The sequence below is a fragment of the Methylotenera versatilis 7 genome (genome assembly GCF_000799165.1).
Lineage (GTDB): Bacteria > Pseudomonadota > Gammaproteobacteria > Burkholderiales > Methylophilaceae > Methylotenera_A > Methylotenera_A versatilis_A.
In genome coordinates, this window is sequence record NZ_JUGF01000002.1 from 1,130,360 (window position 1) to 1,154,856 (window position 24,497).

17 protein-coding genes and 1 tRNA gene are annotated in these 24,497 nt (G+C 44.6%); 14 read left to right on the forward strand and 4 right to left on the reverse strand.

Going from position 1 to position 24,497, the window contains the following annotated elements; all coding sequences use genetic code 11:
• Positions 1-16: 16 nt before the first annotated feature.
• The 3 genes from ctaD to K370_RS09555 all read left to right on the forward strand — a co-directional run bounded on the left by ctaD (position 17) and on the right by K370_RS09555 (position 3,364).
• Positions 17-1,609 (forward strand): cytochrome c oxidase subunit I, encoded by a 1,593-nt coding sequence (gene ctaD / locus K370_RS09545; protein ID WP_047541176.1) that lies wholly within the window; start codon positions 17-19, stop codon positions 1,607-1,609.
• Between the two features lie 177 nt (positions 1,610-1,786).
• Entirely contained in the window at positions 1,787-2,371 is a 585-nt protein-coding gene (locus K370_RS09550; protein WP_047541178.1) for a cytochrome c oxidase assembly protein, read from the forward strand.
• Positions 2,372-2,485: 114 nt separating this feature from the next.
• The gene (locus K370_RS09555) at positions 2,486-3,364 is read left to right on the forward strand and encodes a cytochrome c oxidase subunit 3 (protein ID WP_047541179.1); all 879 of its coding nucleotides are present in this window, start codon (positions 2,486-2,488) and stop codon (positions 3,362-3,364) included.
• Between the two features lie 59 nt (positions 3,365-3,423).
• Here K370_RS09555 and K370_RS09560 read toward each other — a convergent pair whose 3' ends face one another.
• Positions 3,424-3,624 carry a twin transmembrane helix small protein gene (locus K370_RS09560; RefSeq protein WP_047541181.1) on the reverse strand — a complete coding sequence of 67 codons (201 nt, stop codon included), beginning with the start codon at positions 3,622-3,624 and terminating at the stop codon, positions 3,424-3,426.
• A gap of 93 nt (positions 3,625-3,717) precedes the next feature.
• Between K370_RS09560 and K370_RS09565 the strand changes: the two genes are divergently transcribed.
• From K370_RS09565 to cyoE, 4 genes are read left to right on the forward strand one after another with little or no spacing between them, the layout of a single operon-like run.
• The gene (locus tag K370_RS09565; protein ID WP_235272730.1) at positions 3,718-4,422 is read left to right on the forward strand and encodes an SURF1 family protein; all 705 of its coding nucleotides are present in this window, start codon (positions 3,718-3,720) and stop codon (positions 4,420-4,422) included.
• A 59-nt stretch (positions 4,423-4,481) separates the two neighbouring features.
• Complete coding sequence (locus K370_RS09570; protein WP_047541183.1) at positions 4,482-5,093, forward strand: SCO family protein; 612 nt, start codon at positions 4,482-4,484, stop codon at positions 5,091-5,093.
• Positions 5,094-6,110: a COX15/CtaA family protein gene (locus tag K370_RS09575; RefSeq protein ID WP_047541184.1), complete on the forward strand. Its 1,017-nt coding sequence runs from the start codon at positions 5,094-5,096 to the stop codon at positions 6,108-6,110.
• Between the two features lie 55 nt (positions 6,111-6,165).
• A complete protein-coding gene (gene cyoE / locus K370_RS09580; RefSeq protein WP_200883475.1) occupies positions 6,166-7,077 on the forward strand; it encodes a heme o synthase in 912 nt (303 codons plus the stop codon).
• Between the two features lie 80 nt (positions 7,078-7,157).
• Here the strand turns inward: cyoE and K370_RS09585 are convergent, their stop codons facing one another.
• A complete protein-coding gene (locus K370_RS09585) occupies positions 7,158-8,429 on the reverse strand; it encodes a bifunctional O-acetylhomoserine aminocarboxypropyltransferase/cysteine synthase (RefSeq protein ID WP_047541185.1) in 1,272 nt (423 codons plus the stop codon).
• A 258-nt stretch (positions 8,430-8,687) separates the two neighbouring features.
• On the opposite strand from K370_RS09585, the gene K370_RS09590 reads away from it, so the two are divergent.
• The 4 genes from K370_RS09590 (at position 8,688) to K370_RS09605 (ending at position 17,790) form a co-directional block, all read left to right on the forward strand.
• Positions 8,688-10,451 carry a ShlB/FhaC/HecB family hemolysin secretion/activation protein gene (locus K370_RS09590; protein ID WP_081977189.1) on the forward strand — a complete coding sequence of 588 codons (1,764 nt, stop codon included), beginning with the start codon at positions 8,688-8,690 and terminating at the stop codon, positions 10,449-10,451.
• Between the two features lie 282 nt (positions 10,452-10,733).
• Positions 10,734-16,802 carry a hemagglutinin repeat-containing protein gene (locus tag K370_RS09595; protein WP_052185213.1) on the forward strand — a complete coding sequence of 2,023 codons (6,069 nt, stop codon included), beginning with the start codon at positions 10,734-10,736 and terminating at the stop codon, positions 16,800-16,802.
• Positions 16,803-16,804: 2 nt separating this feature from the next.
• Positions 16,805-17,491: a hypothetical protein gene (locus tag K370_RS11870; RefSeq protein WP_052185214.1), complete on the forward strand. Its 687-nt coding sequence runs from the start codon at positions 16,805-16,807 to the stop codon at positions 17,489-17,491.
• Between the two features lie 38 nt (positions 17,492-17,529).
• On the forward strand, positions 17,530-17,790 hold the full coding sequence (locus K370_RS09605) for a hypothetical protein (protein WP_047541186.1): 261 nt from the start codon (positions 17,530-17,532) through the stop codon (positions 17,788-17,790).
• Between the two features lie 59 nt (positions 17,791-17,849).
• Here K370_RS09605 and K370_RS12355 read toward each other — a convergent pair whose 3' ends face one another.
• Positions 17,850-17,984, reverse strand: a complete 135-nt coding sequence (locus tag K370_RS12355) for a hypothetical protein (protein ID WP_268747049.1) — start codon at positions 17,982-17,984, stop codon at positions 17,850-17,852.
• Between the two features lie 366 nt (positions 17,985-18,350).
• Between K370_RS12355 and K370_RS09610 the strand changes: the two genes are divergently transcribed.
• Together K370_RS09610 and ybiB are read left to right on the forward strand one after the other, a co-directional pair.
• Positions 18,351-22,568: a bifunctional nitrate reductase/sulfite reductase flavoprotein subunit alpha gene (locus K370_RS09610; RefSeq protein ID WP_047541187.1), complete on the forward strand. Its 4,218-nt coding sequence runs from the start codon at positions 18,351-18,353 to the stop codon at positions 22,566-22,568.
• Positions 22,569-22,584: 16 nt separating this feature from the next.
• Positions 22,585-23,562 carry a DNA-binding protein YbiB gene (ybiB, locus tag K370_RS09615; protein WP_047541188.1) on the forward strand — a complete coding sequence of 326 codons (978 nt, stop codon included), beginning with the start codon at positions 22,585-22,587 and terminating at the stop codon, positions 23,560-23,562.
• A gap of 70 nt (positions 23,563-23,632) precedes the next feature.
• Here ybiB and K370_RS09620 read toward each other — a convergent pair.
• Positions 23,633-23,709, reverse strand: a tRNA-Arg gene (locus K370_RS09620).
• A 157-nt stretch (positions 23,710-23,866) separates the two neighbouring features.
• Here K370_RS09620 and K370_RS09625 point away from each other — a divergent pair.
• Complete coding sequence (locus tag K370_RS09625; RefSeq protein ID WP_047541189.1) at positions 23,867-24,424, forward strand: c-type cytochrome; 558 nt, start codon at positions 23,867-23,869, stop codon at positions 24,422-24,424.
• The last annotated feature ends 73 nt before the right edge of the window (positions 24,425-24,497 follow it).

The window sequence follows — 24,497 nt, forward strand, 5'->3', positions numbered from 1 at the left end:
TAATCAGGAGAGCGCTATGAGTACCACAACAGTAGCAAATCACGAAGAGCATCATGATCACCCAACAGGTATCATGCGTTGGTTGACAACGACCAATCATAAAGATATCGGTACCATGTACCTGACTTTTTCTTTAGTGATGTTTCTAGTCGGCGGTTCAATGATTTTGGGCATTCGAGCTGAGTTGTTTAAACCGGGTTTGCAGTTAATGAACCCGGATTTTTTTAACCAATTAATTGGTGTACATGCGTTGATTATGATCTTCGCAGCGTTAATGCCAGCAGCAACGGGTTTTGCAAACTGGATGCTTCCATTGCAAATTGGTGCGCCAGATATGGCTCTACCGCGTCTTAATAACTGGGGGTTTTGGCTGTTGCCGCCTTCAGCAATTTTATTAACGCTTCCATTCACGCTAGCTCTATTTGGTATAGGCGATGGTGCATTAGCAACCGGCTGGACATTCTATCCGCCGTTGTCAATTCAAGGTGGTATCGGTGTAGACTTTGCGATTTTCGCGATTCACTTGTTGGGTATATCTTCAGTTTTAGGTTCAATCAACATTATCGTAACACTGTTTAACATGCGTGCACCTGGTATGACGCTGATGAAAATGCCAATGTTCGCATGGGGTTGGTTAATTACTGCTTTCTTGTTGATTGCTACAATTCCTGTTTTGGCAGGCGCAGTTACTATGCTGTTAACAGATCGTCATTTCGGTACGCACTTCTTTAATGCGGCTGGCGGTGGTGATCCGATTATGTTCCAACATTTATTCTGGTTCTTTGGTCATCCAGAAGTGTATATTTTGTTACTGCCAGTATGGGGTTTCATTCCACAAATTTTACAAACGTTTTCACGCAAACCAATGTACGGTTACAAGGCACAAGTTTATTCATTATGGGCAATTGGTGCGCTAGCTGTAGTTGTTTGGGCGCATCACTTCTTTACTGCAGGTATGCCGGTTCCAGCCTTGCTTTACTTTATGTATAGCACGATGGCAATTTCACTCCCGTTAGCTGTGCTGTTTTTCTGCTGGATTAAAACCATGTGGAAAGGCTCAATGACATTTGAAACGCCGATGTTGTTTGCTGTGGGCTGGATTATCTTATTCGGTATCGGTGGTTTGACTGGTCTAGTCTTAGCTGACGTTGCGGCTGATGCGCAATATCACAACAGCTATTTCGTGGTTGCTCATTTCCACTACACATTATTTGCTGGCGGTATCATGGGTATTATGGCTGGCGTGTACTACTGGTTACCAAAAATGACCGGTAACATGTACGATGAAAAACTGGGTAAATGGCATTTCTGGTTAACAGCAATCTCATTCAATCTGACATTTATTCCACAATTCTTTGTCGGTTTGGCTGGTATGCCACGACGCATTCCAGACTATGCATTGCAGTTTGCTGAATTCAATATGATTTCTTCAATCTCAGCATTTGCGCTAGGTTTGTCACAATTGTTATTTGTCTATGTGATTATCAAATGCGTAAAAGGCGGCAAAAAGGCAACTGATAAAGTATGGGAAGGCGCAGAAGGTTTGGAGTGGACTCTTTCATCACCACCTCCATATCATAGCTTTACTGAGCAGCCTATTGTTAAGTAATGTGTAATTGAAAGCCCAAGTTAGCTTGGGCTTTTCTATTCAATAGAGAACTTAATGAATTGGAATAGTTAACTAAATGGAAGATAAAGAGCTGGCAAGGCGTAGCAGAAATAAAAGGATTGCCCTGATATTTGGCGTGATAGCAGTTGTTTGGTATGTATTGTCGATGTTTACGATATGGAACCTGTAATAGATCCTAAGTCTGACTCTAATGATGTCAGACGGAAAACGAAAGCTGAACAAGATAAAGCCAATAGTAAATTAGCCATTAAAATGATATGGGTGGCAGCTGGTTCTTTATTGTTTGCATTTGCTTTAGTGCCTTTATATGATGTTTTATGCAGTATTACTGGCCTGAATGGTAAGACGGATAATAATGCGGCGACCTTAAATAAGGCTAAAGTAGATGAGTCCAGAAGCGTCACGGTACAGTTTACTGCGGCAGTCATGCCAGGCTTGGGCTGGAATTTTTATCCAAAGCAAACCAGCATTACTTTGCATCCAGGCCAAATTGAAACAGTGCTATTTGAAGCAAAAAATATTACAAGCCAGATTGTTACGGGACAGGCAATACCGAGTGTTACACCAGGCGTTGCTTCTGTGTATTTAAAAAAAATTGAATGTTTTTGTTTTGTGAATCAAAGCTTAAAACCTGGCGAGACTAAAATAATGCCTTTACGCTTTTTTATTGATCCAGCAATACCAAAAGATGTAAGTGAAATGACTTTATCATATTCATTTTTTGAAGCAGCAAAAAAATAATACTTAGTTTTATATTAGTTTTATGGTTAAAAATCAGGGGGCTTGTATCGCCAATAAAGCGTTACAAAGTTATAATTTAAAGTGATTAAAATTTTAAGTGCTTGGGAGTAAACGATGGCAACTCATTCAGAAAATCAATATTTCGTTCCACATGGTAGCGTCTATCCGTCTATCCTGTCGCTAGGCCTGCTATCGCTCATTTCAGGCTTCGTATTCAGTGTGAATCATTTAGCATTCGGCCAGTGGATGATGTATCTAGGCGCTGCCGTTGTCATTGCGATGACATTTAAATGGATGGGCACTATTATTACGGAAAATTTGACTGGGAAATACAAGGCTTGGGAAGATAAGTCCTTTCGCGTCGGTATGATCGTATTTATCTGTTCTGAAATTGCTTTCTTCGCTGCATTTTTTGGAGCACTGTTTTATATGCGGATGATATCTGTGCCCGATTTAGCGGGTTTCGATGTAGATATCACACCATATAAAGATTTTTTGAGTACATGGCCTTCAGCAGGTCCCGGTGGCGTGGTGCTGGGTACTGAATACGTAGCCCCAAAATTCACAGCCATGGGTCCTTGGGGATTACCTGCTATTAACACGGCTTTATTGTTAACTTCTGGTGCTACCATTACCTGGGCACATTGGGCATTAATCAAAAATAAACGTACGCAGCTTGTTTTAGGTATGTTGGCAACGGTGTTATTGGGTGTTGCTTTCTTGGTTTGCCAAGGTCTGGAATATCATCATGCGTATACGGAGTTAGGTTTAACTTTAGGCACGGGTGCTTATGGTGCAACTTTCTTTATGTTAACTGGTTTCCACGGCTTCCACGTGACGCTTGGCACTATTATGCTAATCGTGATTTTGATCCGCTGCATGAAAGGTCATTTCACACCAGAGCATCATTTTGGTTTTGAAGGAGTGGCTTGGTATTGGCACTTTGTGGATGTGGTTTGGTTAGGTTTGTTTATATTTGTATACTGGCTGTAAGTAGGCTATAAAAAAGGGCGAGGCATTTATTGCATCGCCCTTTTTTATTTGATTAGAAATTACAGGGAATGGCCGATTAACCCGAAATAGCCTGCAATGAGCAAGCCAATAAATAAAACAATCGAAAGACCAATACGTACTGTAAGTGCTTTAACCGTACGCTCGCTACCAGACTTGTCTTTATTCAAAAAGAACAGTGCTGAAAATAAGCTACCTAAAATGACTATTAGTACCAAAACGACTGCAATTTTTATAAGCATTGATTTGTCCAAATGAAGTTATCTGATAATTATGCGACTGGCCTAGTATAAATGCAATTTAGTTTTTTGAACGTTCAGTTTAAAGCTTCCCTATTGAGCACTTTACTCACCATTATTTGTATTCCGCTTTTTATTAAACTGGGTTTTTGGCAGTATGAAAAGGCACAATTAAAGCTAAAAATTCAAGCGAGTTTTGAGGCATCGAATAAAAATAAAACGCCTGATTTAAAAGACTACTTATCCAATAGCAGCATTCTAGAGTTTAAAAAAATACAGGTGCAGGGTGAATATAAAACTCAGTATCAAATCCTAATCGATAATAAAGTGGAAAACAGTTTAGTTGGTTATCACGTCGTTACACCATTAAAAATAGTTGGTACAGATGAGTATGTCCTAGTGAATCGCGGCTGGGTTCAAGGTGAGAAAGATCGTGCAGATTTACCCACTTTTGAAACGCCAACAGGCATTTTGGATATACAAGGAATGGCCTGGATTCCTAGTCAAAAGATATTTACTTTAGAAGATAAAGCACAAATTGAAGCTGATAGTAAAACATGGCAACCAGTATGGCAGAATTTGGACATGCAGAAATATGTTAAAAATGTACCGATTAAAATTCTGCCAATTATAATTAAATTAGATCACAAGAGTGCTGCGGGTGGCTTTGTTCGAAATTGGGAGATGTCACAAGAGCGGATTGTGACGCATCTGGGTTACGCCTACCAATGGTTTGGTTTTGCGTTTGCAACGTTCATGATCTATTTATATTTAAGTATTAGCAAACGTAAAAAAACCTAATTACCGGTTAACATCCATACAGTAAAAAATACCCCTGAATCTTAAGGTAAATCTTCATTATGCAAACAGAGCAATTCGATAACATTAACAGCAAAGATCAACGAAAAGGACGCGCGATTTTTCTCATGATGCTCACTTTTTTTGTGGTGCCGATTGTCGCTGTTGTGTTGATGTTTAAATTTAACTTTAAGCCAGCAGGTCAAAGCCGTGGCGAGTTGGTTACACCACCTAAATTAATACAGACAACTGCAACCTTGCAAGATAGCAATGGCAAGGATAGTCATCAGTTTTGGCTTGAAAAGTGGAACATGGTTTATGTGACAGATACATGTGAAACCGCTTGTATGACGAAGTTAAGGGATATGCGTCAAATTCATGTGTCGCTGTATAAAGATATTCCGCGTACACAGCGTGTGCTGATTACCAACGTGCAAGATTTGAGCAAAATTAAAAAAGACTTCCCTGATTTAACGGTGATTAATCAGCCTGCGGCAGATGTTAAAACATTAAGTGCGCAATTTAATTTAAAGGGTGAAAATGCACTGGAATCAAATCGACTGTATTTTGTTGATCCATTAGGCCATGTGATGATGAGTTATCCAGCAAGCGCTGATCCTGCGGATATTCGCAAAGATCTAGCGCGACTTTTAAAATACTCTTGGGCGGCCTAGATGTGGTTTAAACGCATTGCAATGTTAGGTGCCATTATGGCGTTGTGTGTGGTGGTCTTAGGCGCTTATGTGCGTTTAACAGATGCAGGCTTAGGCTGCCCTGATTGGCCGGGATGCTATGGCACGTTGACCGTACCGCAAAGCGAAGCGGCGATTCAGAAAGCGCAAACTAACTACCCACACAGCGTGATTGAAACAGGTAAAGCCTGGAAGGAAATGCTGCATCGGTATTTAGCTGGCACGCTAGGATTGGTTGTATTAGCATTATTTGTATTGGCTTGGAAAAATGCCAAGCAAGCTAATCCGCAGATTAAAGTATCGCCATGGCTGACGTCTTTGTTACTTGTCATTATTGTATTTCAGGCCGCATTAGGCATGTGGACAGTGACAATGTTGCTCAAGCCCGCGATTGTCAGTGCGCATTTATTGGGTGGTATGACAACTTTGGGTTTGTTGACGTGGATAGCGCATCGGCATTGGGGACAGTATTCCAATACGCTATATGCGAATACAATAAAACAATCTCAAGCATCTCGTTGGTTCATTCGTTTCGGCTTGCTGGTATTGTTTATACAGATATTTTTAGGTGGCTGGACAAGTACCAATTACGCTGCATTAGCCTGTACCGATTTTCCGACTTGTCATGGCGCATGGATGCCTGAAATGGATTTTAAAGATGCATTTCATTTAATCCGCGAATTAGGACAGAGCGCAGATGGCGGCAATTTAAGCTTGGCATCGATTACCGCAATTCAGTGGACGCATCGCATAGGCGCCATTATAACTTTGATTTACTTGGGGTTTTTAGCCTTAAATAGTTTAAAATACGCGCAATTAAAAAACCTTAGCATCTTATTAATTGCTGTGCTATTTACACAAATCGGCCTTGGCATTGCTAATTTAGTTTTGCATTTACCTTTGGTGTTAGCAGTAGGTCATAATTTGGGTGCTGCTTTATTGGTCATTATTTTGGTTATTTTTAATTCAAAAATTACTGGTAGAAAAATCAATCAATAGCTACTGACAGCAACTAAAAACTGCACCATATAAAATGAAATAAAGTGAGTATTAATTGAGTCAAAAATCGAATATCAATACAGCCAGCACTCTACAAACTTTTGTGGCAAGTTTTAAAAACTTCTTCGCATTGTGTAAGCCACGCGTAACGATGTTGATTGTGTTTACCGCGATTATTGGTATGTTCCTGGCAACACTTGGTATGGTGCCATGGCCGCTATTACTGGCGACAACGGTTGGTATCGCTTTTGCGTCAGGTGCGGCGGCGGCTTTTAACTGCTTAATTGAGCATAAGATTGATGCGGTGATGGCGCGTACACGTGGCAGACCACTGCCAACTGGCCAAGTTTCTCATACAGAAACAATGGTTTTTGCCACACTTTTAGGCGGTACAGGTTTATTAATTCTGTATCTATTTGTTAATCCCTTAACAATGTGGCTGACATTCGCTACATTTGTGGGTTATGCCGTTATCTATACCATATTCTTAAAACCAGCGACCCCGATGAATATTGTGATCGGTGGCGCGTCAGGCGCAATGCCGCCAATATTGGGCTGGGCTGCCGTTAATAATGCGGTTTCGCCAGAATCACTGGTCATGTTTTTAATCATTTTTGCATGGACGCCACCGCACTTCTGGGCTTTGGCTTTATATCGTCGTGAAGAGTATGCAAAAGTAGGCATGCCGATGCTGCCTGTTACGCATGGCGAGGCATTTACGCTGTTACACATTTTGCTATACACCATTATTTTAGTTGTAGTGTCTATCATGCCTTATGGCTTAGGTATGAGTGGTCTGATTTACTTGGTTTCTGCGATCTTATTAAATGCAGTTTTTCTGTGGTATGTCATTGGTTTGTATCGAAAATACTCTGATGATTTAGCGAAAAGTACGTTTAAATATTCTATCCTGTACTTAACCTTAATTTTTGCTGCATTATTGGTTGATCATTATTGGAGGATATAGACAGTTTTTAATAGCTATCAAATGGTTAACTATGAATTAACCATGAGAATTTAATAAACTGTCTATGTTAGTTGTTTGCTTTACGCTTTCGCTAATGCTTGTTCTATATCAGCGATGATGTCATCCACATGTTCTATTCCCACTGAAATGCGTACCATATCTTCACTAACGCCAGCTTTCAGTAATTCGGCTGGGTTAAGCTGGCGGTGCGTAGTGGTCGCTGGGTGACATGCCAAGCTTTTTGCGTCACCGATATTAACCAGTCGAGTAATTAGCTGTAGTGCGTCAATAAAGCGTGCGCCACCTTCCTTACCGCCCTTAACTCCAAATGAGAGGATGCCAGAGGCTTTCCCGCTCAGATAGCGATGTACCAACGCATGTTCGGGATGATCACTCAAACCTGCATATTTGACCCATTGGACCTTGGCATGCTGGCGCAGATACTCGGCCACTTTTAGTGCGTTATCGCAATGCCGCTCCATGCGTAGGGCTAAAGTTTCCAGCCCTTGTAGAATAAGAAAAGTATTGAATGGGCTGAGCGCCGCGCCAGTATTACGTAGCGGCACAACGCGAGCGCGTGCAATGTAGGCCGCTGCACCCAGAACTTCCACGTAATTCACGCCATGGTAACTAGGGTCAGGTGTATTCAGGCTGGGAAAACGTTGCTTATGCTCGCCCCATGGGAATTTTCCGCTATCAATGATAATGCCACCTATCGAATTGCCGTGTCCACCTATGTACTTGGTCAACGAGTGCACAACAATATCCGCACCATGCTCAAACGGCCTATGTAATATAGGCGTGGCAACCGTATTATCGACAACGACGGGAATGCCGTGACGGTGTGCGATGTCACTAATGGCCTGAATATCAACGATGTTACCTAACGGGTTGCCTATAGACTCAGCGAATACCAACTTGGTTTTATCGTCAATCAGTGCTTCCAGTGCCGCTGGGTCGCGGTAATCAAAAAAGCGCACTTCTATGCCTTGCTTGGGCAAAGTGTGTGCAAACAGATTATACGTACCGCCATACAAGGTTGAAACAGAGATGATATTGTCACCAGCTTCGGCGATGGTTTGAATGGCGTAAGTAGTGGCTGCCATACCAGAAGCCACTGCCAGCGCGCCGATGCCTCCTTCTAATCGAGTCAGGCGCTCTTCTAGCACCGCCGTGGTGGGGTTCATAATACGCGTGTAGATATTGCCTTGTATCTTAAGGTCGAATAAATCCGCGCCATGCTGTGTATTGTCAAACGCATATGACGTAGTTTGGTAAATCGGCACTGCCACCGCCTTGGTAGTCGATTCTGGGCTATAGCCTGCATGGATGGAGAGTGTTTCTAATCTCATGTTTTTATGCTCCTGTGTGCTTGGTAAAAAGCTATTCTAGTTGTTTGGCTTGATTAATATAAAGTGTAGCATGCCAGTAACTTCATGATTTATATTGGTATTGTCTATTGGTATAAGCGTGGCTTATATAGCTAAAGCTAAAGGTATTTAGTAGGTAACTTGATAAGTTTATTGCTTGTAAATTGCAAGACTCAAAAAGACTGATGTATTATTTTGTGGCAAATAATAAAGTCGTCTAATTAACTAAGAATAATACAAATGAAAATAATCAATAGGCTTGCGCTTTTTACGCTTCTTTTTGTGATTTTACCAATCAGTGCAATTGCGGCTGATATCAATCAGATAGACACCAACACCCAGGAGCAAATACGACAACAGGAGCGGCAGCGTTTACTTCGCCAACAACAAGAGTTAAAACCTGACGTGCGTGATGCTGGTGAGCAATTCAAAGACTCAGCGCCTATTGTGACAGATGTTATTCCAGATAATGAGGCACCTTGTTTCATTATTAATCAAGTTGAATTGGTAGGTGATTCAGCCGATCAATTCAGGTTCGCCTTAAATAAGGTATTAGACGATAAGTCAATTTTAGGCCGCTGTCTGGGTGCGGTTGGCATTAATGCTGTCATGGTGCGCGTGCAGAATGCCATTATTGCTAAAGGTTATGTCACTACGCGAGTATTAGCGGCGCCTCAAGATTTAAAGGCGGGTGTTTTGCAGTTAACGATTATTCCTGGACGTATCCATGCAATTCGATTCACACCAGATTCCAGTAAACGTGTCAGCACTTGGAGTGCGTTACCAGGCAGCAAGGGTGATTTACTTAATTTACGTGATATTGAGCAAGGCTTGGAAAATTTCAAACGTGTGCCTACTGCTGAAGCTGATATTCAGATTGAACCAGCGAGTACTGAAGATAATGCACCTGGTTTGAGTGATTTGGTTGTGCGCTATCAACAACGTTTTCCCGTGCGCATCTCACTCAATCTAGATGATAGCGGCTCAAAAACTACTGGTAAATATCAAGGTGGTCTTACACTGTCGGGTGATAATCTACTGTCACTCAATGATTTAGTCTATGTGAACTACAACCATGATCTAGGTGCTGGCAATACCGGTAAGCGAGGCAACGATGGTTATACCGCACACTATTCAGTGCCTTACGACAATTGGTTATTAAGCGCAACAACTTCCACCAACGACTTTTATCAAACGGTTGCTGCCATCAATCAAACCTATGTCTTTAGTGGGCGCTCACAAAACGCTGAGATTAAAGTCAGTCGATTGCTTTATCGCAATAGCATCAATAAAACGTTTGCCTCTCTAAAAGGTTTTTTACGTAAGTCGAATAACTACATTGATGATACGGAAATTGAAGTTCAACGCCGTCGTACTGCAGGCTGGGAGTTTGGTGTTAATCAAAGTTGGTATATTGGCCAGGCAGTGCTTGATTATAATCTTGCATATCGACGCGGCACTGGCGCTGATGATGCACTCCAAGCGCCCGAACAAAGCTTTGGTGAGGGCACATCACGCATGAAGCTATTGCTTGGCGATTTAAATCTCGCGGTACCTTTTCATGTCAGTACACCCTGGGGTCAGCAATCGCTTCAGTACAGCGCATCGCTGCGCGGTCAAACTAACTATACGCCGCTAACACCTCAAGACCGTTTCAGTATCGGTAATCGTTTTACTGTACGTGGATTTGATGGTGAACAAACACTGATTGCCGACAATGGATGGCTTATCCGTAATGAGTTGATTGCTCCGATTGCACAGTCTGGTCAGGCAGTTTATTGGGGGCTAGATTATGGAGAAGTGGGTGGCCAATCCTCTAAAAATCTGATTGGTAAGTATTTAGCCGGCACCGTACTTGGATTGCGGGGAAGTGGCCAGTCTACTGGTTTAAAGCTATTGAGTGGATTGAGCTATGACTTGTTTTTGGCTAAGCCTATCAATAAGCCAAAAGGCTTTGAAACGCACGATATTGCCGCAGGCTTTAATTTTAATTACGCCTATTAAAATATCCGCTAATATTTTCCACCAAGCTATTATCTCTTTACAATATTTTATAATTAAGTTAACGATATTAGGGTATAAATATTGCTTATAAACTTCATGTGTGAATCGACAAAGATTGATCACACATGAAAGTAATAAATAATCAATCACTTAGCATATTTATTAGAGTCTGAAAATCAGATTCTTGGCTTGCTGTTAAGCAATTAACTGCGCAGATTTGTCACATCGCTGACGGTTTTTGCCGATTGATATTAAAAACTAATAATAAGATTGACAATAAAAATGAATAAAAACCAATTTCGTATTGTTTTTAACCATGCTCGCGGTCTCATGATGGCAGTTGGCGAGCATGTTAAGTCCCATTCTTCGGCATGCGGCACAGGGTCTGTTGGGAAGAGCATAGATGTAGCAAAATCGCGCGATGCTCAACATACGGCGACTGTTCGACCGCTGATTTTTTCCGTGATGCTATCACTGGGTATGGTCGGTATCGTGCCTAACACGCTCAGCATACATAATGCGCGTGCTGATATCATCGCAGACCAGGCTGCATCAGCAAATCACAGGCCTGTCATTGTCAGTGCACCTAATGGCATCCCGCTGGTGAATATACAGACACCTAGTGCAGCAGGAGTTTCTCGCAATACTTATAGCCAGTTTGATGTAAATACTAATGGTGCGATTTTAAATAATAGCCGCATCAACGTCCAAACGCAGCTAGGTGGTTTTGTGCAGGGCAATCCTTATTTAGCAGCAGGCACTGCGCGAATCATCCTGAATGAGGTCAATTCGCAAAACCCAAGTTTGCTTAATGGATATATAGAGGTTGCTGGCAGCCGTGCCCAAGTTGTAATCGCTAACCCTGCGGGCATTTCATGTGATGGTTGTGGCTTTATCAATGCAAGTCGCAGTACATTAACTACAGGTACGCCTGTTATTAATGGGGGCGACTTAATTGGCTATCGCGTTACGGGCGGGATAATTAACTTTCTAGGCACGGGTTTAGATGCCAGCCAATCAAATTACACCGATATTATTGCGCGTGCAGTTAACGTGAATGCAGGCGTTTTTGCTAATCATCTCAACGTTATTACTGGCACAAATCAGGTCAATGTTGCTAGTGCTGGTGATATCAGCAGTGTTGTACCGATTACACCTATCAATACAGTCGCAAATCCCGTACCGGGCTATGCATTAGATGTAGCAGCGCTGGGCGGTATGTATGCGGGCAAGATTCATATGATCGGGACTGAAGCTGGGCTTGGTGTGCGTAACGCGGGAATTATGGGCGCTGGCGTCGGTGAAATCAGCGTTTCTGCCGATGGCCTGCTGCAAAATACTGGTAGCATCACTGCAAAAACCGATATCCAACTCAATACGGTAGCATTGGAAAGCCCTGGCAGCATTGCCGCAGATGGAAATATCGCTATTCAATTGACTTCAGATTACACCCATACCGGAGAACTGCAGGCAGGCGGTAATCTCAATCTGCAAACCACGGGCGATATCACTAATCAATCGACTATTCTGGCCAGTCAATTACTCAGACTAAGTGTGCAAAATATCGAAAACACGGCCTCAGGCGAGATAGTCGGTGATGCAACGGAAATCCATGTCGCAGACACACTCACCAATCGCGGCCTGATTGATGGCGTGGACACCTTCATCAACGCAGACACGCTGACCAATACCGAAACCGGCAGCATCTTTGGCGACCATCTCGCCATTCAGGTCGCGCATCTCAACAATAATGCGGGCGCTGTTATCGCGGCAAGGGACCGACTGGATATTGGCGCCGCCAACATTGAGAACCGCGCCAATGGCCTGCTGTTCAGCGCGGGTGGTTTAGCTATTGGCTGCAGTCTTGATAGTAATGGCGAAGCAACTGGTTTAGCGGGTTCACTTATTAATGACGGTTCAACCATTGAAGCTCTGGGTGACGCAACCCTTGCCGTAACCGACCTGCAAAACCTCAATGCCAATTTGACCACCCAGTTGGTCGTCACCGGAACAGGCAGTTTCGATCGCTTCACGCCGAGAGATACAGGGGTCATTTTGGATAGCGCAGATTATCCAGGCGCTCACATTGGCAATGTCAATGTAGAATGGCGAACAGCAGGTCCTTATTCCTTCAGGGAGTACACCCGCTACTTTGGTACAATAACCTCCTATGATACTCAGGTGCTTTCCTCAACGCCTGGCCAAATACTCTCTGGTGGTGATATGCAGATTAACGGTTCGGTACTGAATAGCGATAGCCAGATCATCGCCGGCGGCAATCTGGACATCAGTGGCGCGAATGTACAGAATCTGAACTCGGAAGGGCAGGCCATTACCAGCTATAGCGGCAGTGCCTATTATTACGACTGGGACGGCAACGATAATGATTACGATGTGGACTATATCGGCGCCTACAACCCGCCCAATACCGTTGTCACCTACAACCTTTCCACCAGCCTTCTGGAAAGCAACTCTGCACCCACTGGCAGCGGTACTAGCGTTGCTTCGGCAGCCGTTCCGATTGTAACTGGCAGTCTGTTTCAGGCTAATCCCGATGTCGATGCTACTTACCTGATCGAGACCAACCCGCGTTTTGCCAATTACCGCACCTGGTTGAGCTCTGATTACATGTTGCAGCAACTCTCATTAGACCCAACTATGACGCAGAAACGGCTGGGCGATGGTTTTTACGAGCAACGACTGATACGCGAACAGATTGCGCAACTCACCGGTCAACGTTTCTTAACGGGCTACGCCAGCGATGAGGCGCAATATCAGGCCTTGATGGCATCTGCCGTCACACAGGCCAATGCACTGCAATTGATTCCTGGTGTTGCCCTCACTGCCGCGCAGGTCGCCCAGCTTACCTCAGATATCGTCTGGCTGGTCGAGCAGACCGTCACCTTGCCGGATGGCACGGTGACCCAGGCGCTGGTGCCGCAGGTGTATGTGCAATTACAAGCAGGAGATTTACACCCCAGCACCGGCATCATGGCTGGCAATAGTGTCACCATGAACCTGTCTGGCGATGCCACCAATCAGGGGACGATTGCCAGTCGTACTTTCCTCGCACTCAATGCAGACAATATTCATAACATGGGCGGGCAGATAGCCGCAGATACAACACTATTAACTGCCGCCAACGACATCAACAATATCGGCGGCCAAATCGTCGCCAAAGATGCCTTGATACTCAACGCTGGTAACGACATCACCCTTGCCAGCACCACGCAAAGCAGCAGCAATAGTCAAGGTACCAGTAGCTTTAGCCGCACCAATCTCGATCGGGTCGCAGGCCTGTATGTCAGTAACCCAGACGCTATCCTCCTCGCCAATGCTGGTAACGACATCCACCTGATGGCCGCCGCTATCCAGAACAGTGGTGCAGGCAGCCAGACCGTCATCAACGCTGGCCAGGATATCAACCTGGGCACAGTCACCATTGCCGAGCAGAACAGCAGCATCCGCAATACCAAGAACTTTGTGAAACACGGTGGCACGCAGGAAATCGGCAGCGTCATTGAGACAACCGGCGACATCACCTTTTACGCAGGTAACAACTTCAACGCCAGGGCCGCCAGCGTCAACAGTGAATCCGGTGCCATTGCTGTCATTGCTACCAATGACATCACCATCGAAGCCGGCCGCGAAACCAGCAACTTTGATACCGCCCGCAAGGTTAAAAAGAGTGGTACCTTCAACAGCACAACCAAAGAGCGGCGCGATACCTTCCGTGCGGATAACAGCATCTCCAGCAGCTTCAGTGGTGATGCCGTGAGCTTGCAGGCAGGTAACGACATCGGCATCTCCGGCAGCCATGTCGTCAGTGACAGCGGCACCGCCCTGCAAGCAGGCCACAATATCGACATTGCGGTTGCGGAAGATACCGCTTATGAGTTCCATGAGCGTAAAACCAAAAAGAGCGGCCTAAGTGCCAGCGGTGCCAGCATCAGCCTGGGCACACAGCAACTCAACACCAAACAGACTGGCGACAGCACCAGCCACACCGCCAGCACAGTGGGAAGTGTTGCCGGAGATGTTACCATCGAGGCAGGCAAGGCTTACACCCAGACCGGCAGCGATGTATTGGCACCGCAGGGCGATATCAGCATCACGGCACAGTCGGTGGATATCAATGCTGCGCAGAATAGCAACATCAACACGCAAGAAACCAAGTTCAAGCAGAGTGGTTTAACTCTTTCTATTCAAAGTAACGCGCTTAATCTTGCACAGAATGTTGCAGGAACGGTGCAGGCTACTTTGCAAAGCGAAAGCAACCGTAACAAAGCGCTGAACGCACTGCAAGCCTATGCCAATAGTGCAACACTCATGGAACAAGGCGGAGCAACCATTGATGCCATGAAGGCGGGCAATATGCAGGATGCTGCCGCTGCCGCAGGTGTCAAGTTGAGTATTAGCATCGGTAGCAGCAAAAGTGAAAGCTCAAGCAGCTCCAGTCTCACTACCCACCAAGGCAGCCTGGTCAAGGCCGGTGGCGATGTCATTATCAAAGCAACCCAGGATGATCTAACCGTTACAGGTAGTCAGATTGCTGCGGATAAAAACGTCACACTCGATGCTACCCGGAATATCAACCTGATCGCCAGTGCCGATACGGAAAACAATCGTAGTAAAAACAAATCCAGTAGTACCAGTATCGGGTTATCTGTAGGTATTACCAGCGAGGGTGCGGGTTTCAGTGTAGGCCTTGATGCCAGCCGTGGCAAAGGAAACGCCAATAGCGATAGTGTGACTTACAACAACACGCAGGTTTCTGCCGGGGAAACGCTTGCCTTGAATTCCGGCAACGACATCAACCTGATTGGCGCCAATGCTCGCGGCAAACAAGTGATTGCAGATATCAGAGGCGACCTTAATATCGAAAGCCTGCAAGATACGGCGACCAGTAAGGCCAAACAAAGCAACACGGGTATCAGCATCAGTGTACCGATTGGCGCAGGTACAGTTGGCGGCAGCATCAGCCAGAGCAAACAAAAGAGCAACAGCAACTACGCCAGTGTTTATCAGCAAAGCGGTATCAAGGCGGGTGAAGAAGGCTTTGATATCAACGTAACTGGCAACACCGACCTGAAGGGAGCAGTGATCGACAGCACTGCTGATGCAGACAAAAACCGCCTGACAACAGGCTCCCTGACGGTTAGCAACATCCAGAATCACATGGATGTCGAGGCCAGCAGTAGCGGTACTACACTCAGTAGCGACATGCTCACCAGTAAATATGCTGCGGCTAAAGGTCTTGCCAGTAATCTACAGAATCATGGTGAAGCAGATATCAAAGACAGCAGCACTACCCTAAGCGCTATTGCCCCTGCCGACATCACCATTACTAATGAATCCGCACAGCAAGAACTCACCGGTAAAAATGCTGAGGAATCCATCGCTGCATTGAACCGGGATACAACGGATACCAATCGTGTGCTGGCAAAGCCGAATATGGAGGTTTTGCAGCAGGAAGCGCAGCAGGAACAGGCTGATAGATTATTACTTATTACAACTCTCTCGACATTTACGGATGAGTCTTTTAAAAAGATGTTTCTGACAAAAGCGAGAATGTTTGAAGTTGCAAGGGATGATGAAGGCAAGATAATACTTGATAGCGAGGGTAAACCTATCATGCATGAATTGGATGAAACAGAGAAACTCAACTTGAAAGCAAATGGTGAGGACAAAAAACTGAATGTGTTCACCAATGGTATCTTTAATGATGAAGCTGCTGCTGGTAACTATTCCGTTCAAATGGCTGAAGCTCCAGTAGGGGAAAAGGTTTATCTGGTGTATTTCCCCGATGCGAACAATTTCTTTTCTGAATTGCTTATAGCAGCATATCAAAAGAATCTAGAAAGCACCGCATTGGGGATTACTAATGCTACGCAAGAAATTGTAAATCTATCTCAAATCTATGGGCAGGACGGACTTAACTTGATAGGTCACAGCCGCGGTGCAATGACAATTGGAAATGCTTTGGAGGTGCTCAAAACTATAGGGCTAGAAGATCCGCTTAGTAACACCAGTATAAAATTTGTGGGGCCGGCTTACTCTACACAAGAGGCGGCTAATACACTTAACACTTTAAGTGGGGGCAACCAAACAACAATACAGTTACAAAATCATATGGCTGACTTTGTGGGAAGGTTAATTGGCGATAATCAAGCCACCTATGGGGAAGTTTCAGAAGGAAGTAGTCTAATCAAAGAGTGGATCAACATGTTTGGTGAATCACCTACAGTGCATAGTTGTTATGGAAATACAGGTAAGGATAGTCCATGCACGCAAACATATGGAAAGCCAATTTTGGTGAACATTCCTGCAAATAATGACATAGGACAATAAAAATGATGAAGAGCCACTTGCTTGTTTCGCTACTTCTACTTGGGGGATGTACTCAGTACAGCATTCGCAATATTGATAAGCCACCTTCTGAAAGATATGAAATATGGAAAAAATCGGGAGTAAATATTCTTGGAGTTAGAAAAGCTCTATTAGAATGCGGAGCGATAATGCCAAGTTGGACAGTAGATGGAGCGTATAAAAAAAACAACATAATTAATCAAAATGACCAAATGAATCATAGCTTTTTAACCGATAGATGCATGATAAATGCTGGCTTTATTGAACAAAATACAAGCTGGACACTTAAAGACGCATGTGCTGATGTGCGCTATCGTGACTATCCCGCCTGTAAACCCGACGCTGTAATTCCAACACCTAGTGCAGAAAGACGTTTAAATAGCTGGTACTGCAAAGTAAAAAGTGATTATGACTATTGCCTAAAACATGCGATTGCTCCTCGGCTTTGTAGTCCAGAAAAAACTAACAATCCGCCGCCAGAATGCCTGCCTCCTGGGCAGGAATACAAATCATCTCCAGCCCAGCTAGAGCAGAAAAGTGGTACGGAGGCTCATGTACCAATGAAGGATTTTCCAGAGAAGTCTCTGAAACTACAGCAAGATATGCAGAGAGATAGCGGTCGCCAGATGGATAAATTGCTACGTAATACAGCTCCAAAAACTGGTAGATAACTTTTAAAAATTAACTAATCTGAAAGAAAGAAAATACCATGAAACATATTATTGCATTGTTAATGAGCATCGCCACACTTGCATTATCGGGCTGTGTTACCACAAAGGGTTTTTATGTAGTGGACGCTTATGATGCAAACGGAGAACAACTGAATAAGACGAATTTATCTGCGCAAGGTAGTGGAGTTTATTCGGCAAGAAATGCGTTATGCCAAAGTTATCCAAAGGCAAAAATTGTGATTCGTGATATTAAAACTAATGAAGAACTAAAAAGCGAAAGTCCATATCAGTGCCGATAATTTCATTCCGTGTAGCCAGTCTAGGGTGCACTTGCTTGCAGTGCGCCACATGGAAAAGATTAAAGATACGGCGTACTACCCAAAGGTGAGTACGCCCTACGATTTCTGCCAATCAGGTCGGCGGTGTGAATCTCTCCATCAGCATCGGCAGTTCGAAGAGCAGCGCTTCCATGCAAATCAGCAGCAGTGCGCAAGGCAGCAGCCCAAAGCAAACATTGATAGTAGTTAAATCAATGAAAGCACAATCTTAAAATTTGATTCCACATTACGAATGCACCGATAAGCGTTATATTCATACGAATAGCACGATTATGGTGCATGTATCAAACTTATTGAAAATAAAAATCTATAAAATTATCGCTGTGAGTGGCCTCAGTATTGATACTTAAGAATACAAACACTCTTGGCACGTGACTTGCTAATCTGACATAAACGCACCCACTCCAATAGACGTGCAGAAGGTAATGACGCCTATTTACGATTTTTTGTAAATGGTCGTCATTTTTATGAGCTTGCAGAAATTAAATCCTGTTAGCCATTGTTAGTAAGGCAAAAGAACAATGCAAGACGTGTCATCTAATAAAACCGTTAATACAGTCTGTCCTTATTGTGGGGTTGGCTGTGGTATGTCATTAGAAGTGGCGGATGGCAAGGTCATCAAGGTTTTTGGAAATAAGCAGCACCCATCTAATTTTGGCAGGCTTTGTACTAAAGGCAGCACGAGTGCACAAGCATTACGTAATTCCGGCCGTATGGAATCAGCTTTTGTGCGAACAGCACGTGAAGATGACCCAAGACCAGTAGCCATGGATATGGCCATTAAACAAACAGCTCAACGACTACGCACCATACTTGATGAACATGGCCCTGATGCTATATCGCTCTACGTTTCCGGCCAGATGTCCATGGAAGCGCAGTATTTGGCTAATAAGCTCACTAAAGGTTTTATTGGTACCAATAATATCGAATCAAATTCACGTCTTTGCATGGCGAGTGCCGCCAGTGGATACAAGCTCTCATTAGGTGCTGATGGTCCGCCTGGCTCGTATGAAGACATGGACAAGACGGATTTGTTCTTTGTCATCGGTGCCAATATGGCTGATTGCCATCCCATTCTATTCTTACGTGTGATGGATAGAGTCAAAGCTGGCGCTAAGCTGATTGTCGTTGACCCTCGTCGTAACACCACAGCGGATAAAGCCAGCCTGTTTATGCAAATTAAACCAGGTACTGATTTGGCTTTGCTCAATGGGTTATTGCATTTACTTGTTAAAAACGGTCACACCGATACAGAATTCATCGCAGAGTTCACCGAAGGCTGGGAGGTGATGCCAAGTTTTCTTGAAGAATACACTCCTGAATATGTGGCTGAAACGACTGGTATCCCTGAGGCCGATATTCGCCAAGCAGCGGAGTGGATAGGTAAAGCACAGGAATGGATGAGTTGCTGGACGATGGGGCTGAATCAAAGCACGCATGGTACATGGAATACCAACGCCATCTGCAATCTACATTTAGCTACTGGCAAGATTTGCCGCCCAGGTAGCGGCCCCTTCTCGCTTACAGGTCAGCCGAATGCGATGGGTGGACGAGAGATGGGCTATATGGGACCAGGTTTGCCAGGTCAACGCTCCGCTTTGGTAGAGGCAGACAGAACATTTATTGAAGATATGTGGAAAGTGCCACAAGGCACGCTCAGAACCCAAGTCGGGCAAGGAACTATCGATATGTTTGAGCGCATGGCTAACGGAGAAATCAAAGCCTGCTGGATTATCTGCACGAACCCAGTAGCCACCGTACCGAATCGTAAGACCGTGATTACCGGTTTGGAAGCTGCTGAACTGGTCATTACACAAGATGCATTCTTAGATACCGAGACTAATCGCTACGCGGATATTTTATTGCCGGGTGCACTGTGGGCGGAAGCTGAGGGCATCATGATTAACTCAGAGCGCAACATTACCCTGATGCAGCAGGCGATAGCGCCACCAGGTCAGGCAATGGCGGATTGGCAGATTATTGCTAAAGTGGCATGTGAGATGGGTTTTGCCGATGCTTTTAGCTATAACTCAGCTTCTGAAGTATTTGATGAAATCAAACTGGCTTCGAATACTAAAACCGGATATGACTTGCGTGGGGTGAGCTATGAGCGCTTAAGAACTGGTCCACTACAATGGCCTTGCCCACCAGAGAAAGAAGACAGCCGCAATCCAGTTCGCTATATCAATGATGGCGTTAGTCAGAAACTGAAAGTACTGGAAGATGGTAGTAAACCTCGGCTGGTATTTCCTACCGAACATGGAAAAGCGGTGTTTTTTGCCCGCCCGCATATGATGCCTGCTGAGATGCCGGATGCAGAACATCCATTTGTTCTGAACACTGGTCGCTTGCAACATCAATGGCATACCATGACCAAGACCGGCAAGATTCAAACCTTGAATAAGCTTAATCCTGGCCCGTTTATCGAGATTCACCCGGAAGACGCCACACAATTAGGTATTAAAGATAAAGACCAAGTGGAGGTACGTTCACGCCGTGGGCATGCCATATTGCCAGCCGTCGTCACTGACCGTGTACGTCCAGGTAATTGTTTTGCGCCGTTTCACTGGAACGACGTGTTTGGTGATGACTTGGCAATCAATGCCGTGACCAATGATGCGATAGACCCGATTTCGCAACAACCTGAATTCAAATTCTGCGCCGTAGCAATGATGCGCGTCGCACAACAAGACATACAACAACCAATTAAAAATAATGTAGCTGATTCGGACAATGAAGTTCAATCAGACACCAGCGCGGGTGAAGCTACGACAATAACAGAGGAAGACTCAATGAGAATTGACGCGCTGGTCAAAGTACTTGGTATAGAGACAATACCTGCTATCGAACTCGATGGTGTAGAACAACGATATTTATCCGGCTATATCACTGGCCTTCGTTCAAGTGAGTTACGTAAACTAGGCGAAGTGCCTGCACTACCACTAAACGCTCCCCTGGCTTCAGATAGGCGATTATGGGTGGATGGCCTGCTAGCGGGGTTATTCGCCCGTAGTTATATACCCAGTATTGGTGAACCAGTGGTATTGCCACTTTCATTAGCAGAGCCAGCACCAGCAGCTAAGTCACCGATAGTTGTGCTGTGGGCTTCGCAAACAGGTAATGCCGAAGACTTTGCAAAACGCTGTGCTGATTCACTTAACGCAGCTGGGCACACGACTAAACTGGAACACATGGATAACTACCCAATTAACGAGTTACCCAAAGTGCAAAACCTATTATTGATTAGTAGCACATTCGGCGATGGCGACCCACCGGATAATGGTGCTAACTTTTGGTCAGCGCTCAGTGCTGATGGCGCGCCTAAATTAGAGCAGACAAATTTCAGCGTTCTGGCTTTCGGTGACTCCAGTTATGACCAGTTCTGTGGGCATGGCAAAAAGCTAGATGCAAGACTTGAAGCGCTAGGGGCTAAGCGTATGGCAGCTAGGGTAGATTGCGAACCGGAGTATCAGGAACATGCACAAGCGTGGATTAAAACGGTGATTGCATCGTTAGAAACAGTCACCATCACTCAGCAGGAATTGGCTACAGTTTCTGAGGGAGCTGCTGATGTATTTTTAGAAGAAAAAAAAGCAAGCGACAAAAAACAAACGAAAGTACGTTTTGATAAGAATAACCCTTTGCAAGCGCAGATTGCATGCAATGTGTTGTTAAGCCAGACTGGGGCAACTAAAGAAACTAGGCAATTCGCTTTTACCATCCCGGATGCTAATTTCAGCTACGAAGCAGGTGATGCGCTAGGTGTATGGCCGAGCAACTGCGACAAATTGGTAAGCGAATTAATAAGTGCTGCTGGGCTAAAAGCTGATGCAAAAGTTCATGTAGATGAGCATGGTGAAATGTCCCTGCAAGCTGCGTTATTGAAACATTACGAGATTGCGCGTATCACACCGGACTTCCTGAAACTTGTGTCGGACGTTTCTAAAAATACGCAATTAGCTACACTACTTCAAGATGATAATAAAGTCGCACTAAAAGATTGGTTGTGGAGTAAACAAACGGTCGATGTATTGCATACTTTCCCTGCCAAACTAGAAGTACAGGCTTTGCTTGGTGCATTGAAGCGTTTGCAGCCGCGCTTGTATTCCATTTCATCTAGTCCCAAAGCCACATCGGGAGAGGTACATATTACTGTATCTACCGTGCGTTATAAGTGTGAAGATAAGCAACGTAAAGGTGTTTGCTCTACTTTCATGGCTGACTTTACTGGTGATGCGACTGTGCCTATCTTTGTACAAAAGTCAGCTAATTTCCGCCCGCCTGCTAACTCTAAAACGCCAATGATTATGGTTGGTCCTGGTACCGGCATAGCACCGTTCCGCGCATTTCTGCAGGAGCGTCACGCCAGAAAAGATACAGGTAAGAACTGGTTGTTCTTTGGTGAGCAGCATATTGCGACTGATTTTTACTATAGAGATGAAATTGAAAGCTGGCAGAAAGACGGCTTTCTGACCAAACTAGACTTGGCATTCTCTCGTGACCAAGCTGAAAAAATCTATGTGCAAGACCGCATGCGTGAACAAGGTGCTGAACTTTGGACATGGTTAGAGGCCGGTGCGCATTTCTATGTGTGCGGTGACGCCAGCAGAATGGCTAAAGACGTAGACCAAGCCTTACGTGAAGTGATCCAAAAGCATGGCGGTTTAAGTGAGGATGCAGCTAAAGTTTACGTACAAAAGCTTTCAAGCGATAAGCGTTATGTACGCGATGTTTATTAAGGTCTGGTAAGAGTCTATGGATGGTCATTCATTGCAAGAAATCATACCTTTCGCTGCTGCCAAGTATATTCGGGAAATTGGTCGCGGTGCCAAGGCAGTACGTAGTCTCACTAAACAAGACACATATGATGTGTTCTCCGCAATGTTAGCAGGCCGTGTTTCTGATTTGGAGTTGGGGGCGCTATTGCTGGCATGGCGTTTCAAAGGTGAGTCTGTAGAAGAGCTGGCCGGCATGCTGGAAGCTGCTCATGAAACTTGTCGACCACTCACGTTGAGAGGTGATAAGAAAATATTGCCTGTCATTATTCCCAGTTATAACGGTGCCCGTAAACAACCTAATCTAGTACCTTTACTGGCAATGCTATTGGTACGTGAGGGGATACCAGTCCTGGTGCATGGCACCTCTGCTTTTTCTAATCGTGTTACCACTGCGATGTTATTTAAGGCGCTTGATTTGCCGATTTGTAGCAATATGCAAGATGCGGATATCTATTTGACCAATCGGCAATTAGCCTTTCTTCCTATAGAAGTATTATCACCTAATCTCGCTTCAATGCTGGATAAGCGGAATATGTTGAGCTTGCGTAACTCCGCTCATACGATTGTCAAAATGTTGCAGCCGATTGGAAATTATATCGAACATGAAGCAATTCGGCTGGTTAACTTTACCCATCCTGAATATTTGCACACCTTAACCGAATATTTCAGCAAATATCCCGCAAATGTATTAATTGCCCGGGGCACTGAAGGTGAAGCCGTAGTGGATGCGAGGCGCATGGTGAATGTGTTACGAATAGAAAATGGACAGCAATACTTAGTGGCAGAAGCAGAAAAAGGTACTGTAAATGCTTCTGTCGATTTACCTAGTGGGCTGGATGTTCGAGCCACCGCGGATTACATACAGGATGTACTTGCAGGACGACGTGACGTACCCAAACCGATTGCAGAGCAAGTGAATATCATCACACAAATCTCACGTAAAATTACGACATAATCTCTTTACAATTCTAAAGCTCGGATCTTTCATTTGACTGATAGTCAAAAATTGATTTGTGACGATTTATTGGCGCGCCCGGCGGGAGTCGAACCCACGACCTTTGGCTTCGGAAACCAACACTCTATCCAGCTGAGCTACGGGCGCTAATGATGGCGCATTATAACAAAGCGGCAGGCATTAAGATAACTTGTTTAGATTCTTTGTAATAATGGCAATTGGTATTAAGTTTGACTTTTAACCTTGTAATCGTGTGGGTATAATAGTGCTAGTTTATTTTTAAATAATTTAGGGACTAACCGCGATGAGTAAGCATGATGAAGGATATTCAAGATCTAGTTTTTGGCAATTAATCATTGCTATCCCAGGCACTATTTTAGCATTTACCTTGGTAATCTCATTATTAGCTTATTTTTTCGGTAAACCTGCCGAAAAGCCAGCGACAGCTGTTGCTGCCACCGCAGAGGTTTCTAAAGTTGACGAGGCTCTTAAACCTGTTGCTGAAGTGGAAGTTGCAGCGGCAAGTACTGGCCCACACGTTAATAAAAGTGGCGAGGAAGTGGTTAAAGCGGTCTGTTCAATGTGCCACGCTGCAGGGTTGATGCAGGCGCCAACAATCGGTAATAAAGAACAATGGGCGCCACGCATTGCACAGGGTTATGAAACATTGGTTAAACATGCGATTGAAGGTGTTCGTAACATGCCAGCACGTGGCGGCAATGCTGAGTTAACGGATATTGAAGTGGAGAATGCTGTTGTCCACATGGCTAATGCATCCGGTGCAAAATTTGCAGAACCAAAACCTGCTGCGGAAGAAGCGCCTGCTACTGAAGAAGCAGCTGAACCAGCACCAGCCAGCTAATTTAAGTTAGCTCCAGTATTAAGGAAAAGCCGCTTAAATTATTTAGGCGGCTTTTTTGTTTGCGCAATTAAAC